Annotated in this window: 16 protein-coding genes; 9 read left to right on the plus strand and 7 right to left on the minus strand. The window is 69.2% G+C overall.

Going from position 1 to position 16488, the window contains the following annotated elements; translation table 11 throughout:
- The first annotated feature begins 373 nt into the window (after positions 1-373).
- Positions 374-1626, plus strand: a protein-coding gene (locus tag ACIBH3_RS28595) for an IS3 family transposase (protein ID WP_396314980.1) whose coding sequence is annotated in 2 segments (ribosomal slippage) — positions 374-656 and positions 656-1626 — 1254 coding nt in all. Because the reading frame shifts where the segments join, the coding sequence is not laid out codon by codon here.
- A 177-nt stretch (positions 1627-1803) separates the two neighbouring features.
- Here the strand turns inward: ACIBH3_RS28595 and ACIBH3_RS28600 are convergent.
- Positions 1804-2685 carry a hypothetical protein gene (locus tag ACIBH3_RS28600; RefSeq protein ID WP_396314981.1) on the minus strand — a complete coding sequence of 294 codons (882 nt, stop codon included), beginning with the start codon at positions 2683-2685 and terminating at the stop codon, positions 1804-1806.
- Between the two features lie 80 nt (positions 2686-2765).
- On the opposite strand from ACIBH3_RS28600, the gene ACIBH3_RS28605 reads away from it, so the two are divergent.
- A complete protein-coding gene (locus ACIBH3_RS28605) occupies positions 2766-3245 on the plus strand; it encodes a hypothetical protein (RefSeq protein ID WP_396314982.1) in 480 nt (159 codons plus the stop codon).
- Positions 3246-3677: 432 nt separating this feature from the next.
- On the opposite strand, the gene ACIBH3_RS28610 is transcribed toward ACIBH3_RS28605, so the two are convergent.
- On the minus strand, positions 3678-4154 hold the full coding sequence (locus ACIBH3_RS28610; protein ID WP_396314983.1) for a hypothetical protein: 477 nt from the start codon (positions 4152-4154) through the stop codon (positions 3678-3680).
- A gap of 992 nt (positions 4155-5146) precedes the next feature.
- Between ACIBH3_RS28610 and ACIBH3_RS28615 the strand changes: the two genes are divergently transcribed.
- Positions 5147-5722, plus strand: a complete 576-nt coding sequence (locus ACIBH3_RS28615) for an RNA polymerase sigma factor (RefSeq protein WP_396314984.1) — start codon at positions 5147-5149, stop codon at positions 5720-5722.
- On the plus strand, positions 5719-6525 hold the full coding sequence (locus ACIBH3_RS28620; protein ID WP_396314985.1) for a hypothetical protein: 807 nt from the start codon (positions 5719-5721) through the stop codon (positions 6523-6525). The genes ACIBH3_RS28615 and ACIBH3_RS28620 overlap by 4 nt, the downstream gene beginning before the upstream one ends.
- Before the next feature lie 428 nt (positions 6526-6953).
- On the opposite strand, the gene ACIBH3_RS28625 is transcribed toward ACIBH3_RS28620, so the two are convergent.
- The gene (locus ACIBH3_RS28625) at positions 6954-7874 is read right to left on the minus strand and encodes a Ku protein (protein ID WP_396314986.1); all 921 of its coding nucleotides are present in this window, start codon (positions 7872-7874) and stop codon (positions 6954-6956) included.
- Positions 7875-7999: 125 nt separating this feature from the next.
- Here ACIBH3_RS28625 and ACIBH3_RS28630 point away from each other — a divergent pair, with 125 nt between their 5' ends.
- Together ACIBH3_RS28630 and ACIBH3_RS28635 are read left to right on the plus strand one after the other, a co-directional pair.
- Positions 8000-8323 carry a hypothetical protein gene (locus ACIBH3_RS28630; RefSeq protein WP_396314987.1) on the plus strand — a complete coding sequence of 108 codons (324 nt, stop codon included), beginning with the start codon at positions 8000-8002 and terminating at the stop codon, positions 8321-8323.
- A complete protein-coding gene (locus tag ACIBH3_RS28635) occupies positions 8320-8601 on the plus strand; it encodes a hypothetical protein (RefSeq protein WP_396314988.1) in 282 nt (93 codons plus the stop codon). The genes ACIBH3_RS28630 and ACIBH3_RS28635 overlap by 4 nt, the downstream gene beginning before the upstream one ends.
- 525 nt (positions 8602-9126) lie before the next feature.
- Here the strand turns inward: ACIBH3_RS28635 and ACIBH3_RS28640 are convergent.
- Both ACIBH3_RS28640 and ACIBH3_RS28645 read right to left on the minus strand, forming a co-directional pair.
- A complete protein-coding gene (locus ACIBH3_RS28640; protein ID WP_396314989.1) occupies positions 9127-10341 on the minus strand; it encodes a helix-turn-helix domain-containing protein in 1215 nt (404 codons plus the stop codon).
- Entirely contained in the window at positions 10274-10894 is a 621-nt protein-coding gene (locus ACIBH3_RS28645; protein ID WP_396314990.1) for a hypothetical protein, read from the minus strand. The genes ACIBH3_RS28640 and ACIBH3_RS28645 overlap by 68 nt, the downstream gene beginning before the upstream one ends.
- Positions 10895-11482: 588 nt before the next feature.
- Between ACIBH3_RS28645 and ACIBH3_RS28650 the strand changes: the two genes are divergently transcribed.
- The 3 genes from ACIBH3_RS28650 to ACIBH3_RS28660 are packed head-to-tail and all read left to right on the plus strand — an operon-like array spanning position 11483 to position 12314.
- A complete protein-coding gene (locus ACIBH3_RS28650) occupies positions 11483-11923 on the plus strand; it encodes a hypothetical protein (protein ID WP_396314991.1) in 441 nt (146 codons plus the stop codon).
- Between the two features lie 14 nt (positions 11924-11937).
- Complete coding sequence (locus ACIBH3_RS28655; RefSeq protein ID WP_396314992.1) at positions 11938-12132, plus strand: hypothetical protein; 195 nt, start codon at positions 11938-11940, stop codon at positions 12130-12132.
- Positions 12133-12158: 26 nt separating this feature from the next.
- Positions 12159-12314: a hypothetical protein gene (locus tag ACIBH3_RS28660; RefSeq protein ID WP_396314993.1), complete on the plus strand. Its 156-nt coding sequence runs from the start codon at positions 12159-12161 to the stop codon at positions 12312-12314.
- Positions 12315-12380: 66 nt separating this feature from the next.
- Here ACIBH3_RS28660 and ACIBH3_RS28665 read toward each other — a convergent pair whose 3' ends face one another.
- Both ACIBH3_RS28665 and ACIBH3_RS28670 read right to left on the minus strand, forming a co-directional pair.
- Positions 12381-13109 (minus strand): hypothetical protein, encoded by a 729-nt coding sequence (locus ACIBH3_RS28665; RefSeq protein ID WP_396314994.1) that lies wholly within the window; start codon positions 13107-13109, stop codon positions 12381-12383.
- Positions 13110-13291: 182 nt separating this feature from the next.
- Positions 13292-15883 carry a Helicase associated domain protein gene (locus ACIBH3_RS28670; RefSeq protein WP_396314995.1) on the minus strand — a complete coding sequence of 864 codons (2592 nt, stop codon included), beginning with the start codon at positions 15881-15883 and terminating at the stop codon, positions 13292-13294.
- Positions 15884-16488 lie beyond the last annotated feature (605 nt).

Genomic DNA, 16488 nt, shown 5'->3' on the forward strand with positions numbered 1-16488 from the left:
TCGGGGCATTCTGGATGAATCTTGAAGCGAGTGTCCCTTGTCCCTGCCATTACAGTTCGGTCACGTTTCCCGCACCGCAGGTCCCCCTTGGTGGAGACGTCGTTCGGTCGCTTGCCACTGTTCGCGGACGTGGAAGTCCGTGACACGCAGCAGCGCTACGACGAAACCGTGTCACGGCCGGCTTCATCCGCGCCAGGTTCGCCGGGGTACTCCTTCGCCGCCCGCGCCCGCCAGACGTCCACCAGCTTCTCCGACACGTCCGCGAACAGGTTCGCCGGCAACTCCAGCTTCCGAACCCATCGGGCACCGTCGCGAGGTGGTCTGAACCGCCCCGGGTTCGGTGGGGACTCGATTTCGTGTAAGGATTCGAGTCATGGCACGTCCTTCTTCCTACCCTCCTGAGCTGCGCCGTCGTGCGGTGCGCATGGTCGCCGAGGTCCTCGGCGACTACCCGAACGAGTCGGCTGCGTTGCGGGCCGTCGCGGAGAAGTTGGGCATCGGCTCCGCCGAGACGCTGCGCAACTGGGTGCGGCGCGACCAGGTCGACTCCGGGCAGCGCCCGGGCACGACCACGGAGGAGTCCGCCCAGCTCAAGGTGATGAAGAAGGAGATCGCCGAGCTCAAGCGCGCCAACGAGATCCTCAAGGCCGCGGCGAGTTTCTTCGCGGCCGAGCTCGACCGGCCACACCTGCGCTCGTAGCGTTCATCGACGAGCACCGGGGCCGCTTCGGCGGCGTCGAGCCGATCTGCCGCGTGCTCACCGAGCACGACTGCAGCATCGCCCCCTCCACCTACTACGCCCACCACAAGCGCCTGGTCTGGCCCGCCGCCCGCACGGTGCGCGACGAGGAACTCAAGGACCTGATCAAGGAGGTCCACGACGCCAACTACCGCGTCTACGGGGCCCGGAAGATCTGGCGGGAGCTGGGCCGGCAGGGCCACCAGGTTGCCCGTTGCACGGTCGAGCGCCTGATGCGCGAGCTCGGCATCACCGGCGCCGTGCGCGGCAGGAAAGTCATCACCACCATGGCCGACCCGGCCGCCGAACGCGCCCCGGACCTGGTGGACCGCGACTTCGTCGCCGGCGCGCCGAACCGCTGCTGGGTCGCCGACTTCACGCACGTGAAGACCTGCTCCGGCGTCGTCTACGTTGCCTTCATCGTGGACACCTTCTCCCGGCGCATCGTCGGCTGGTCCGCCGCGACCTCCAAGGAGACCCGGCTCGTCCTGGACGCGCTGGACATGGCTCTGTGGCAGCGCGATCGTGACGGATTCCCCCACCAACGGGGCGAGTTGATACATCACTCGGATGCCGGGTCGCAATATACGAGTTTCCGGCTCGCCGAGCACCTGGACGCCGCCGGCATCGCGGCCTCGATCGGATCCGTCGGCGACGCCTACGACAACGCCCTGATGGAATTTGCCATCGGCCTCTACAAAACGGAGCTGATCAAGCCCGGCCGGCCCTGGAAGACCCTCTCCCAGGTCGAGCTCGCCACAGCCGAATGGACCGACTGGTACTGCCACCGACGACTCCACGGTGAGATAGGCCACGTCCCACCCGCCGAATACGAGACCACCTACCACCTCACAGCCACAAAACCCCAGGTCACAACCACAACCTGAGATCTCCACCGAACCCGGGGCGGTTCAGTCCAGCAGGTATGGGTGTTCCCCTGTGGCGGGTCGGTGGTTCGCTGGTTGATCTTGTTGGTGTGCTGGGGGTTTGCAGGTTGGTTGAGAAGTCCGGCGTGGTGTGGGCGGCGGGTGTGGGTGTGGGGCTGTGCGTTGCCGGCTGTGTTGTCAGGCTGTGGGCTCGGTGGTGCGGCGTCGGCGGCGGAGGTCGCGTTGAGCTTGGGCACGGGCGCATTCGCGGGAGCAGTATTTGATGCCGGTGGTGCGGTGTTGGCCGTAGTTGGCGCGGCCGCGTTGGCGGACGAAGTCGCGGCCGCAGTTGTGGTTGGCGCATGTGCGTACGGCGGCGCCCTCGGCGAGGTGGTTGTACAGCTGGAGAAACGCCACGGAATGGACGGTGGGGTAGCGGTCGGACAGGCCGCCGATGCCGACGCTGAAGCGGCTCAGGGCTGCGCCCAGGACGGTCTTCAGTTCCTGGACGCGTAGTTCGATGAGCAGGTTGCGCAGGTAGTCCAGGGAGGGTGGCCACACTTCGTTCTGGTGGGCATTCTCTGCCTGGATGCTGGCCAGGGTCTCCTCGGTGACTTCGGGTGCGACGAGTTCTTCGAGGCCGCCTTCACGCTGGCATGCCAACCAGGTCGTGATGGCCGCCTGGGCGGTTTCCACGTGCAGCCTCACCTGCTCACGGTGGACGCCGAAGGGGTAGGGCTGGTCGTCGAAGCCGGCCTCGGGGATGGCCCGGATCCTCTCGAGTTCTTCGTCCGAGTGGCTGCGCAGGTCGAGGTCGTCGTTGGACAGATGGAACAGTGCCCCGTACGTGCGGAAGACCTCGGCGATCCCTTCGAGGTCGTCGGCGGAGAGGTCCATGAACTCGCGCAGGTAGAAGTCCTCGGGAAGCTCGATTGGCTGCTGACCTCGCCTGGGCCCGGGTTTCCACAGGATCCAGTCCCCTTCGACCCATACGCCGGTGAACGGTTCCAGAGGCGGGGCGGGGATGACGGTGCCAGGCCAGAGCGTGGGACGAAAACGTGGGTCAACGTATGCCGACATGGCGTCAGCTTAGCGGGTAGCGTAGTAGTACGGAAGCATCAGTTTTGGTACCACGGACGTGTGTTGAAGGGGAGGACCGCGTGGCCGACTGGACCCACCGCAAAGCGATCGGGGACCGGCACGAACAGCACGTCATGCACGAACTCGGACGCCGTGGCTGGACGGTCCACCCGTTCGGCCAGGGCGCCTATCCGCCGGCGATCCAGGCCGCGCTGCGCCTCACCGACTCGCCCCTGCGGCAGCTGCCCGACATGATCGCCGCACGGGGTATGCAGGTCGTCTGCGTCGACGCCAAGACCTCGCTGGGCAGCGCGGACTCCCACCGTTTCTCCGTCTCTCGCAAGAGCCTCGTGGCGGGCCTCCAGTTCACGGCCATCAGCGTCTCGATCCCGCTGTACTACGTCTTCGGTGACCTGAAGGTTCTCACCCCCTCGGAGGTGGCGTTCTACAGCGGCTACGGGCACCAGCACCCGGGCGGCTCCTATTACCTGGTGACCACCCAGCAGGCGCATGGTTTCGATGACGTCTTCGGCACGGGCGGGCTTCGGCAGGCGGGCTGACTGGTCAAGGGCCGTGGTGGTGTGTCCAGGCGGTAAGGAGGTTGCCGGGGGGTTCGAGGTGGTCAGGCCGGGGGGCGGCGGCGTTGGGAGTGAGGGAACGCGCAGATCGCCGGGGCGGGGCGGCCGTGGCGTAGGGCGGGAGGGCTTCTCCCTGCCGGCGCCGGAGTGCTCGCCGCGGCCGCCGGACCGTCTGGGCCGGCCGGCGCAGGGCGGGTGGCCGCCCGCGGCGAGGGGTTCAGTTCTCGGGTGGCGGTTGTTCGCGGGTTTGTCGTACCTGGTCGGGACAGTAGTTGTAGACGTGATGGCCCGTCGTGCCAGCGCTCGGCCACGGGTTCGGGGCGCCGCCGACTGGGCCCGGGAGGTGCGACTTTCTCGGGCTCCTACAGCCGACTCTGACCGACCCGTGACCTGACCCCCCGGGGTACTGGCTGGCTACGCCCCGGCGAGGGTGAGGGCGTTGTCGATGGCGTCGCACAGGGCGGGCAGGTCGGCAGCGATGTCGTTGAGGACGGTGCTGGGCGCGGTAGTGGTGATGGCGCCGACGGCGACCAGGGCGAGCTGCTCGATGACGGTCAGCTTCGGCCGGTCCTGGGCGAGGATGCTGCCGAGGATCACGTAGGCGTCCAGGCGGTAGCGGATCTCCCCGCCGATCTCGCCGTCGCCGCCGGGGATGATCTCCCGGCCGAGGACCTGATGGACGGTGTCGGCGAACGTCTCCAGCAGCTGCCGGTTCGCGTCCTCGCTCTGGCGTGTGGCGAGAACGCGAACCCAGGCCCTGGCTCGCTCGCCGACCTCGGCGGCCCGCTCAAGCGCCGCGCGCAGCGCGCGGTCCACCGCGTCCTGGTCGCCGCTCGCGGCGCCAGCGGTCTCAAGGGAGGACGGGGGCGGGAGCCGGGTGAGGTTGGTCATGTGGGGTGCAACCGCGGTTGCACCCCACCGGTTACGGGCGCCGGGCGCCGGGGAGGGCCCTGTGCGTGACTGCTTTCCTCGCAATGCCGGCCCCTTCATGGTCCGGCCTACTTCCTGCGGGCACCGGTGGCCCCATGGCCGCCTCGGCGTAGTCGCGGATGCGCGAACCGCAGTCGCGCCGCAGCCTGGAGAGAGGCCGGCCCGCCGTTTCGAAACCCCCGAGCGCAACAGCGGGCCGGACCACCCCTGGGATCAGTGCCAGTGCACCGCGATGTGCAGGTGCCGGGCCACGAAGTTCACCCCCTCCACCAACCAGGTCGCGCCCGCCGAAGCGAGCACCGCGCCACTCATGCGCGCCCTGCGGGTTGGGCGAATCGGCTGACCGGAGCGGCACCGCCCCGCGCGACCACCACAACGGGCCGCCGCGGGCGCAATGAGGCCGCCGAGGAACTCAGGCGGGGCGGCTTATTGGGCTGGCGGCCTCGGGTCGAGCGCCTGGCCGCACCATGCCGGCGGTGAAGCCCGGACCATGCAACTCGCCGAGGACCTCTCAAACCTGTGATGCGCGCCACTCGTTGGCGCGGTGGCGGTCGGGCGTGCGCTCGAATCCCCAGCTCAGCACGCTAGGTGAGTTTGCGATCACATAACGTCGATATTTGATCGGCAGATCTGATCAACAACTCCCTGCCCGTGAACGGTTACTGAGCACGAGCCTCACGGGGCCGCTGGTGTGCCACCCGGTGCGCCAGGAGCACTCAGCAGAGAAGGGGGGAGTTCGTGAGACCTCCAAGGCCCTGCCCGACGTCGGCACCCGCCGGCGCGGCCAGGAAGTACCAGGAGCCGCCGACCGGGGCCGTCACCGGCTACCGAGCTCACAACGCTTCCCAGGGCCCGGACCTCCCGTCCGGGCCCGCCCGCCACAGTGGCGGTTCCCGCACGAACACCCCAGCCGTCGTCCTCGGTGACCGCGGCATCCGCACGCAGGAGGCACGGTGACCACGCCTAACCCGGGAGATTCCCAGGGGCTTCAGAGTGACCCGATCGATGCTCTGCGCGTCGACTTCGCGGCGTTCTTCACGAGCGAGCATCCCGGCTGGCTCCGGTACGCGCAGCAACGCCTGCGTCACCGCCCGGACGCCGAGGACGCCGTGCAGAACGCGGGTGTCACGCTCTACCGGAAGTGGGACCGGGCGCTGCGCAGCGCGGATATCAAGGCCTTCGCGTTCAAGGTGGTCAAGGACGCCGTCACCGACACCTTGCGCGAGCGCGTCCGCACCGAGGACAAGGCCCGGAAACTCGCCGCGCAGCCCGAAAGCCCGGACACCGGCCGGGCCGAACTCGATCGCCTGGACGACCGGGACGCCGTCGACCGGGCGATGGCTCAGCTCGCGGAGATCTCACCGATCCAGGCGGAGATCGTCCGGATGCGTCAAGCCGGTCTGAAGTACCCCCAGATCGGTGAGGCCCTCGGTATCGCACACACCACCGCCCGGACGTACTACAGCCTGGGGTGGCGCGCTCTGCAGTACTTGCTCGACCTGTCCACCCATCAAGAGGGGAACTCGTGAACCTCCAACTCATCCTTCAGGCCGAAGCCGAAGACATCGAGCGAGAGTTCCTGGATCATGACCCGGTTGCGTTCACGCGCCGGCTCGCCGAGCGCATCGCGTCGAGCGACGAGCGACAGGCCGCCGCCCGTTCCTCCGGCCGGTCCGAGCGGGCCCCGGCGACCGCCCGGAGGCAAGCCCCGGCGCCCCAGTCCCGCCGGCCCCGAGTGGATCCGCTGAGCACGACCAACCGCGCCGAGCTGCGCAGGGACCTTGAGACCCTGTGCGCGGACGTGGTGAACACGACGCCCCCCGAGCAGCTGGCCCAATTCGTCGAGGACTGCGACGAGGCCGGGGCGCGGACGTTCGGCTGCCTGCTCTACACCCTGGGCCGGCCCTCCGACGCGGCCTTCTGGTGGGGCGTGGCGGCCGGCGCCGAGGACGACCTCGCGGTCCACTGCCTCGCGGTCCACTACGCGGCTGCCGGTAACGAGGACCAAGCGGACCTGTGGCGTGCACGGGCGCTGGACACCGGCGAGGTCAATCCCGCCGAACTGCCCGAGGCCGGCGCCGTCGCCGAGGAGCCGGTGGCCGTCGCCGAGAACCTGGTGGAGGAGCTTGACGATGATCTGGCCAGCGCGCTCAAAGAGTGGGTCTCGCCGCCGCCCAGGATGCCGTCGGGCCCGGCGCCGGGCGCGACGACGGGGCGAACGGTCCCGCGGGGGAAATCGCCCCGCCGCCGGGTCGCCGCAGAACCGTCGCCAGTGCGCATGGACCCCGCAGACTCGCAACCGGCGCCCATCCCGGCGCACATCCGCCGCTAGAGCGCGACTGCGGCTCCGGCGAGCCGGTCTGGACGTGACGACCGGGGCACTGCAGGCCGGCGGAGCCATGGCCACGAGCGCCGTAGCGACCGCCCTGGCGGCGTTCGTTGCGGAGGCGATCAGACGGATCATCTGACACACCCCGCCAGCACTGATGCCCCCGACAGACCTGTCGGGGGCATCAGACCTACTGGGGCGCGGGCGGCACGTTCCTGTCACCAGGCCGCGCGGGCGGCGTCGATGCCGGCGTTGGTGACGGCTGGACGTGGCACCTCGTGACGGCTTACCGTCACACCCGCTCTGACCTGCTGGACAAGGGGGCCTGCCGAAGCTGGACAAGGGGTCGGTCAGACGTCGGACAAGGGGGTCTGTGGTAGCGCGTCGCCGCCGTTGGGACCAATAGGTCCAACGGGGGCCGGGGCTGCAGGTCAGTCGTCGCCGTGGTCGTGTCCGCGCCCGCCAGCGGGCGGTCGGGCCCTGCCGGTCCTCTTCGCCGCGGTGGTCTTGGTGGGCGAGGCGGAGGTCTTCTTCGCGGTGGACTTGCGGGCCCGGCTGGCCTTGGGGTGCTCCTCCTGCGCCCTCTTCACGGCCGCCTCCAGCACCGCCATCAGGTCGGTCTCCTTCTGCGCGGGCGGCAGCACCCTGGCCTCCGGGGCGTGCGGCGCGGGCAGGCCGGCCATGCGGGCGTCCACCACCTCCTGGAGCGCCTGGGTGTACTCGTCCTGCTCCTCCTCGAGGAGGAAGTCGGCGCTGACCATGTCCATCAGCGTCCGGGCCATGCGCACCTCCTCCGGGCGCAGCTTCGGCGTCGCCGGGACGATCCCCTCCGGTGACCTCAGTTCGTCCGGCCACAGCAGGGTGACCATCGTCAGCACATCGCCGCGCGCGCTGATCGCCACCAGCGAGTCCCTGCTGCTGATCGCGACGCGGGCGACGGCAACCTGCCCGGCCTCCACCATCGCCTCGCGCAGCAGCGCGTACGGCCGCGCCCCGGCCGGACCGGACGGGCCCAGGAAGTACGCCTTGTCGTAGTTGATCGGATCAACCCGATCGGCATCCAGGAAGCCCAGGACACGGATCTCCCGTGTCGTGGCGAGCGGCAGGTCCGCCAAGTCGTCCTTCGACAACACCACGGTGCGCCCATCCGGGGCCTCATAGCCCCGCGCGATGTCCTCGAACGGCACTTCCGTACCGTCCAGCTCGCACACGCGCTTCTGCCTGATCCGCCCACCGTCGTCCGCGTGGACCATGTGCAGCGGCACCGTGTGCCGCCCCGTCGCCGCATACACGGTCACCGGGATCGACACCAACGAGAAGCTGATCGACAGCTTCGCGATCGCATTCGCCATCCCACGCTTCCAAGGCCCTACCTCCATGCTCCGCCCATGCCCTTCGGTCGCGCCTACCCGTCCTGAGCTGTGGCGACCAGCCCTGCCGGATAGGTAATCGAACAGGTGAGCGATATCCTGAAGGGGTGACCGCCGCCGTACTGTTCTCCCGCCGCCAGCACCCCGACTACGTTCCCGGAGATGCCGTCCGGGCGCCCCGCGAGCTGATGTCCGGGCCCGGGCGCAGCTGGGACGCGGAACCGCGCTGGCGATGGGTGGAGATCCGGATCGGCGGCAAGTGGCGGCCTGGGCAGGTCGAGCGCTGGCGACTACACCAGGGGTCGACCGCCTGGGTCGCGCTGGTGCGCTGGGGCCCAGAGACGCTCTCGTGGGGCTGGTACCTCTACAGTGCGGACACCGTCCGACAGGCCCCGAGGCCAGCCGACATGTCCGGGGCGGCCACCCGGTGAGTGGCGACAGCGCCAGCGCGGCCGCCGACCTCGCCGACGCCCTGGACGACTTCGCCGAACAAGCTGCCACCCCCGATGCCGAACGCGACGTGTGGGTGACCATCGGCACCCCGCACGACGTCGAGCAGCGCACCATCCAGATCTCAACCGAGATCGCAGATTGGGTGACCGAGCTGCTCCGCGCCGAGCTGGATGTCCTGACCAAGGGTCTGCGATCCGGCGGCGGTGACCGGGACGACGAGGAGACAGGCCCAGAGATCGATCAGTGGTGGGACTGACCCGGCTGGTCAGCGGGCGGACCAGACCGGGCAACGAGGCGCATGCAGGGTCAGCAGAATTACGGTCCCGCCATCCATTACCTGCCGGTCGCGCGTGACCGCGCAGCAGACCACGGGTTGTGCCGACCACACCTGCTGGGTGGCGCCGCGGGCGTCGTCCCGGTCTGGCAGTGCGGTGCGCGGCCAGGCGGGCTCCGGAATGGGCCGTATCGGCTGGCGTGGGGGCGTGGCCCGGCGGCCGGCCTGCTCGACAGGCACCCCGAGAGCTCGGGCGCGGGCGTGGAGGCGGCGGCGGTCGCGTCGTTCGGACATGGGCGACACCCTGCCCCTTCCAACCCCGTCCACGCCAGCGCGGCCCGCGACACACTCCCGTGTCCATGGACAGTGGTCCGTCCGGGTGCAGCTGTGTGTCTGATCCGCGCATTGCGGCGAGCTGTGGGTTGTCTGGTCGTGCCCGGGTGGTAGCCGGCAGCCCCGGCCGCTGGGTGTGCGGTCCGGGGCTGCTGCGGGCGGTGCGTGGTGGTTCTACAGGACTTCGAGCTGGGGGATGGTGACAGCTCGGCGTCGTGGTCGCAGCTGTACGACGTTGCCTGTTCGGGCGGGGGCGGCGGTGGTGGCCAGTTCAGGGGCGAGGGAGCGCATGAGCACCGGGTGCAGGCCGAGCGCCTCCGATGCCTGGAGGAGGGGCGGCGGTTCGCCGAAGCGGCGGGCGAGCATCGCCCTCATGAGCGAGGGCTGCTCGGCGTGCACCATCACGGGCTCGCTGGTCCGCCAACCGCGCGCGCTGAGCTGCTTGTACAGGCTCTCCCGCCGGTCGCCGTCGATGATGCCCAGGTCGAAGGCCCGGTTGATCAGCGCCTGAATCGAGATGCCCCAGCGCTGCTTCAGCTCGGCGAGCTCCCGCAGAGTGAACCCGCCGCTCAGCGCTTCCTCGGCCCGCTCCCGCGGCATGAGGAACGCTCCGGCGAAGCGGTGCGCTTCCGCCTCCGCCCGCTTCGGGTCCACCAGAGCTCGCCGGGCCGGGTGCAGCACGAGGTGCCCGAGCTCATGGGCGGTGGTGAAGCGCTGGCGGTCGCCGCTCCCGGCCGAGAAGTAACTGATCAGGTGGGGCTCGTCCTGTCCGCGCCAGCAGGAGACGCCGGCGTGGCCGACCACGATGTCCTCGCCGTGGCCGGCCGAGTCGACCAGGACGAGCGGGACCACCGGAATCCCGGCCCGCTCGCAGGTGCGTGTCACATGCCCGATCACGCCGTCGCGGGCGACGCCGAGAGCGTCGCGGGTCTGCGCCGCCAGGGTCTCGATGTCCTCCATGTCGATGGCGCCTTCGGCACGCGGCAGGCGGGCCCGTCGGACCTTGGTCTCCACCAGCAGCCGCGCCGCGACGCGGTACGCCTCACGCACCGTCGCCTCCACCCGGCCGACTTCCTTCGCGGAGGCGCTGGCCTTCTTGCGGAACAGCAGGGTGTCGGTGGGCAGGTCGGCCGGGTCGACGTCGAAGAAGGAGAGCGGGGTGCCGGTCGCGGCGGCGATCCGCTCAAGGACGTCCGCCGTGGCGGAGCGCGTTCCCTTCTGCATCTGTGAGATCAGCGGCTGCGAGATACCGGCTGCGGCGGCAAGCTCCCCCTGGGTGAGGCCCATGAGGAGCCTCAGAGTTCGAACCCGTTCTGTGGGGTCATGCACCACTGCTCTCGCCTTCCTCGCGCTGGTCCTCGTCGAACTCGAACGGCAGCATGATCCCATTGTCGTCCGGGATGAACTCCCAGCCGGCGAAGCTCTCGGTGTCGCGGGGCAACTCGAAGTCGAGGTCGAACTGAGCAGGTCGGCCCGGCTTCCAGGCTCCGATCGGACGGACGATCCGCACGGAGATCTGGCCGCCCTCCTCCTCGGGGGAGAGCCACACGGCGAGGAGGTTGCTGGCCTGGACACCGAACAGGTCGGTGGCCGGGTTCGAGTAGTAGCTGATGCGGGCCTTGTTGCGGCCGGGGGCCGGCACCAGGTCGAACGGGGCAGCGTGCAGCACCCGGATGGTCAGCATCTGGTTGCGCAGCAGGATCCGGCCGCTCTTGCCGTCCACCAGCTCCCAGCCCCCGAGATCCCCGGCCTTGTCGAGATGCTTGCGGGTGTGGTCCCGGGTGAGGTCGGTCCTGCCCTTGGTATATCCCTGCCCTGTCATCTCGTGCTCGTCGTAGTGCCGGTGCGCGTTGGTGTAGCCCTGGTCCAGCCCGGCGTGCAACGGGGCCGCCAGGCCTTCAACGGCCAGGGTGATGAAGGCGCCATCCTCAGGTGTGAGCATGAGCGTTATTTTATAACGCAGAAAGTCACACCTGCAACGACCCTGAGGGTGTCGAGTCCGGGCGTCCGCGAGTGGCTGGCCGAGCACGAGGACCGGATCGTTCTTCACCTGCTGCCCGGTACGCGCCGAGACCAACCCGGAAACGCCGACCTCAAACGCACACTGCTGTCGGCCTGCCGAGCCCGACGGGGAACTCGCAGGCGAGGTACGCCGCTTCTTGCCCGCGCCGCCAACGGCGCTGCTGCACCCCTGTCGGACCGGCAAGATCCCATTGGCCCCGAGGACGAGCTGACGGAGAAGGCGGACGACGACCGCCTGGAGTGCCCGACGACGCCGATGCGGTGAGCGGGATGTGATCAGGCGCGCCACGATTGAAGTATGAGAAGGGAAATCTCTGTCCTGCCGATCGGGCTGGTGATTGCCTGGCTGATCTGGACGATGAGGGCAGGTCCGCCAGAAGTAGCCGACGGAGCGGGGGCGCCTGAATCGCCCAGGGCGGCCAGTCCCCCCGAGTCGACTGAGACGCATCCATCGCGGCGCCTGTGCCTTGATGTGGCTCTTCAGGAGCGGTCTCATCAGACTGCTGCTGTGGCTGGGCTGAACACCTTCGCGGCTGCTTTGCTCGGTTTCGAAGCCGTCATAGCCGTGACGGGCCTCAAGGTCGCGACTGGGCCCAACTGGAAGGGCGCAGCTCTGGCGGCCTTAGGCCTCAGCATGATCATCGTGTTGGTGTCGCTCACGGACTTCCTGGTTCCTGCCAAGAAGCCCACGGCCAGGCAGGACCCGCCCAAGTGGTACTGCTGGTTCTTCCCCCGGCGGATATTCTCGATCTCGCCAGCCGGTATGACTCAGCACCTCGCAAGCCCGCTGTGGCGCAGCGAGAAGATCACTTTCACGACAGCGGGAGTGGCCTTCCGCTACACGTCGAACTACGTGATCAAGCCGAAGAAGCGTTGCCTCACCGCAGCTGTCTTCTTCTTGGTCGTAGCCTTGGTTCTAGGGGGGCTCGGAGTAGCCGCGTACACCTGAGAAGGACCGACAACATGAGCTACCTGGTCGGAATGCGCAGATGGCTGGTTCTGGGTGCCGAACATCGTGATACCGAGGACGTAGCGGATACCTCCGCCGAAGCTGTCCCCACGACGACGGATCCGTTGACGGGCGAGCATGAACCCCTGACGTTCGACGAACTAAGCGACCAGTACTACGACGAGTCCATCCTGATTGCGGGAGAGTAGCGATCGAGGCGGGGGACGGACGTTCCGTGAGCGCCCACGCACAGCCCGGCTTCGGGCAGTCGACCTTGGGCGCCGAGTTCCTGCGCACCCTGCACCACCTGGACGCGATCCGCTGGCCGCTCGCACCCTCCCATGGCGTCGTCCACCTGCGCCTGCCCTGCCCGCGGTGCGGGGTCAGGTAGCAGGCCGGCCGCCCGAGCACGGAAGGCCGCCATCCCGCACGCGGGGACGGCGGCCTTCCGGGCTGCTCAGAAGCCGGGGTACTGGGGACCGTCGGGGGCGAGGAAGCGGGCGCCGACGTTGTCGTTCGGATTGAGGTAGACCAGCGCGGTGAACCACGGCGCAGCCGCCTTGGGGTCGCGGCGGCGCAGCAGGTCGGCGCAGGCGAACAGGATGCGGTGGGCGGGGCGGTTGTCCAGTTCGCTGTAGAGCAGGACGTCGCGGAACGGCCAGGGCAGCGACTGCTGGAGCACGCACACCCCGGCGCGGGCCCACTCCAGCGCGGCGTCCAGCTTGCCGGGCACCTCGCCCTGGTCGTCCTCGTCGTCGAAGCCGTCCTCGTCGTCCTCCTGGTGGAGGCCGGCCACCTCGTAGGCGATGGTGGCGTAGGCGTCCAGGTCCCTCGGGTGCAGCCGGCGGTCGCCGATCGTCACCGCGGCCTTCTCGTACGCCGCGTCGTACCCCTCCCCGCTCTCCTCGTCCGGGCTCCAGACCCGCTCCATTCGCCAGGACTGGCGCACCGGCAGCTTGGCGATCCGCTTCTCCAGCTTCGACAGCTTGTCGCCCCGTGCACGGTGGTCGGCGTAGAAGTCGGCCGAGTCGAACTCGTTGTATTCCGGGTCCTGGATCCAGGCCAGCAGCGGCCGGTCCAGCGCCGCCAGCGCCTCCGCCGCCAGGCCGACCGGGACCAGCCACGGCAGCGTGCCCTCCAGGGCGTCCTTCACGGTCTTCTCGTCCAGGCCCACGGTCTTGTCCATGCCGCGAGTCTCCATGCCCGTGCCGCACCGTGTCCCCGAAGCCGCAGAATCCACCCCACCGAGGCACCCGAGGCGATAGAAGCCGGAAGGCCGCCACCGCAGGTGACGGCCTCCCAGTGCTTTCTCAGGGCCCCGGCAGCCTACCGCCGGGCAACGACACCACCCCGGCCGGGACGGGCCCGCTACGCCCACTCCACGCCGTGCTCGGCGAGCTGCGCGAGCTGGCCCGGGGTCAGCTTCGCCCGGCGGGCCTTCTGGTTGTTCAACCAGGTGCCCAGGGCGAAGTGCGACACCACCGCCTGCTCCTCACCGCCGGGGCCGGCCTCCACGGTCTCCAGCGGCTCCTTGTGCGGGCGCTTGACGGCTGCGTGCCCTTCCCGCGCCACGAACTGCGCCAGCGCCGCCAGGCCCTGGGCGAACCGGTCGACCCGGGAGACCGCCGGCTTCGCCTCGGCGGCGGCCTTCGCGGCCACCAGCTCCTGGTCCTCCTCGATGCCGACCGCCGACAGCAGGTCCCGCTGGTCCTTCTCCAGCCCCGGCCACCCGGCCCGCTGCGCCTGCACCCACCGGCCGAGCTGCTCGCCCTCGTACACCGTGTCCAGGGGCAGGGTGGTCCAGTCGACGCGTCCGTCGGACTCCAGCCACCACTGTCGGGCGGTCGCGTAGGCGCGCTGCCAGGTGATCGGCCAGACCGGGCACCAGAACGGGTCGATCTCCTCCAGCGCCTGCCGACGCTCCGGCGACAGCGCGCCCTGCTCGCCCGCCGGCACCTGGGCCGAGGCCCGCAGCTCCGAGAGCCACGTCCCGATGGCGTACCCGCCGACGGAGGCCCGCGCTGGCGCCGCCAGGCTCCCGCCGTGGCCCTTCGCCCAGACCCGCGCCCAGTCCAACCCCGCCTCGAACCGGGCGTCCGACACGGACCAGATCATCCCGAGTGCGTCCAGCATCTCCACCCGGTATGACGCCAGTTCGCCGTTCGCATTCTCGCTGCGCCGGTCCGACAACCACTTTCCGAGAGGGTAATTCCCGTTCTCCCCAACGAGCGCGGAATAAGGAACGTCAAGCCCGCCGGTTTCCTCGAACCAGCGCCGCGCGTGACCAATCCCCTCACGCCAGAGCTGCGTTTCGCCGACCAGGACCCTGGAGGCGATGAACAGCGCGAGCACGTTCTCATCCACCGGCGTCTGGAACCGCACCGGCAGCGTGAACGCCCCCGACCCACCCGCACCCACACCGCTCTCACCAGGACCGGAAGCAGCCTCAGCGCTACGCCCCTTGGTCCGCTTGCCAGACTTCTGCGGCACCGCGAGGGCCTCCACGACCTTGGCGTCGTGGCTGCGCAGCGCCGTAAGGATCTTGACCAGGGGCCCGTAGGAATCGGACTCCAGAATGTCCCCGGGCTCCTCTCCGGGCTTGAGGAAAACCGGTACGATCAGGCTGGCAGTCTTTCCCTCCCCGGGCTGCATGCGCAGGGCCCGGCCGATGGCCTGGACGATATCCACCATGCTGCCCCTGCCCTGGAGAAGCACCGAATCTGCATTCGGCATATCGACACCCTCGCCCAGGACTTTGCAGTTACTGAAAATCCGGTGCTTGAGTCCGTCGTCCTCCTCGCTCCGCCCGAAGTCCTCGATGAGCTCCTTGCGGTAGTCGATATCGTGCTCACCAGAGAGCCACTGCGCCCAGAACTCAGCAGGGTATTTCTGGGGGTTCTCGAAGTGCAGCTTCTCGACCGTCTGATTCAGCGTCTCGCTGAAATAGCGGGCCTCGATCGTGCGGTTGTGGAAGGTGATGCACCGCTCCAACCCCCGCTCGACCACGGTCTTGACCAGCCCGGCCTGGATGGCCGCGATGCGCGCGGCCGGCACCTCGTCCTCGCTGCCGTCCAGGGCCTCGCCGACGCCCGGCCCCCACGGCACGCCCTGCTGCTCCGCCTTGTCCCGGTCTCCGAGCGGGTCGCGCAGCTCCAGGACGACGATCTCGAACGGGGCGAGCAGCTTGCGGTCGATGGCCTCCGCCAGGCCCAGGGAGTAGACGTGCGGGCCGTAGATCCGCTGGTCGTTCATGGACACCGCCAGCTCCTCCGGCAGCGGCTGGTAGGCGCCTTCGCGGCCCTTGACGGGGCGCTTGGGCGGCGCCCAGATCCTCGGGGTCGCCGTCATGTACAGCCGGCGGTCCGCAGGGATCGCGCTCTGGTCGTGCACCACGGTCCAGGTCTTCTCGACACTGCCGGAGGAACGGTGCGCCTCGTCACAGACCATCAGCCCGAGCGGGGGCAGCAGCTCGCCCTGGCGCTCGACCCAATACTTGTAGGCGTCCTCGACCGCGCCCACGGACGCGTAGGTGGCGAACAGGGTGGTCGGCTGGCGGTGCTTCGCGGCATTGGCCAGCCACATGCCGATCATCAGCGGGCTGGTGCTCGCCATCACCCCGTACGGCAGCTCGGAGTCGACCAGGGAGCAGATGGCATGCATGTCCCCGGAGCGGCCGGCTGCCCGCCAGGAGCCGATCATCTGGACGAGCAGGTCCAGGGTCGGTACGACGACCAGGACCACGCCGCGGGGCACCAGCTTCTGGCCGGCCGCCGCCCCGACGTAGCTCTTGCCGGAGCCGGTGGCCATCTGGACGGTCACCCGCAGCCCGTTCGGGGCGGGGTGTCCCGGACGCGGCGTCAGGCCCCGCACGATGGCCTCCAGGGCCTCCTCCTGGTGCCCGCGCAGCGAGATGCCGGCGGCTGCCTGAGCGGCCATCAGGCCGGGCTTTACGACGTTCACGAAGACGTGTCTCCCCTCACCCATTCCCGAGCCCACACACGGGACCACACGGGAAATGCTGACAGTGCCCTACTGATACATTCGACGGACCGGAGAAGAATCCAGCCGACCAGAATAGAAGCCCGATTGAAGCGGTTATCCGGCAGGATATCAGCCCCCGGCAAAGGAATCCGGCAAATGCCCAAAAGAGGCGGGACCGGACCCCGGTTCCGGCGGGATCGTCCGACACTCCAAGAGTGATACACTGGGGACCGTTGCTCACCCCATCAGGGTAGCGCACCCCACCCGCCGATGGGACTGAAACAGCGGTCTGGACCACGGTCTAGACCAATCTGGCAGGAGTGAAGCCGACCCGCACGCATCCCCGGCGCCGACCCCTCCCCTAGTCAGCCTGCCTTGAGTTCAGCCAAAAACCCAGCTCAACCACTTGATCGAGCATCAGCCGCAGGAGGGAGTGGAGCGAAGCGGAGTGACCGACAGGCCCGAGCGGAGCCGGGCCGACCTGACCGAAGGTCAGGCCACGGACACGCGGAGCGGGTCCGTCCACCCGCCGAAGGCGGGTGGCGAACGGAGGGCCGAAGGCCCGTAGGGACCCGCTCCGCGGG

The organism is Kitasatospora sp. NPDC050543 (assembly GCF_044457565.1).
Taxonomy (GTDB): Bacteria; Actinomycetota; Actinomycetes; order Streptomycetales; family Streptomycetaceae; genus Kitasatospora.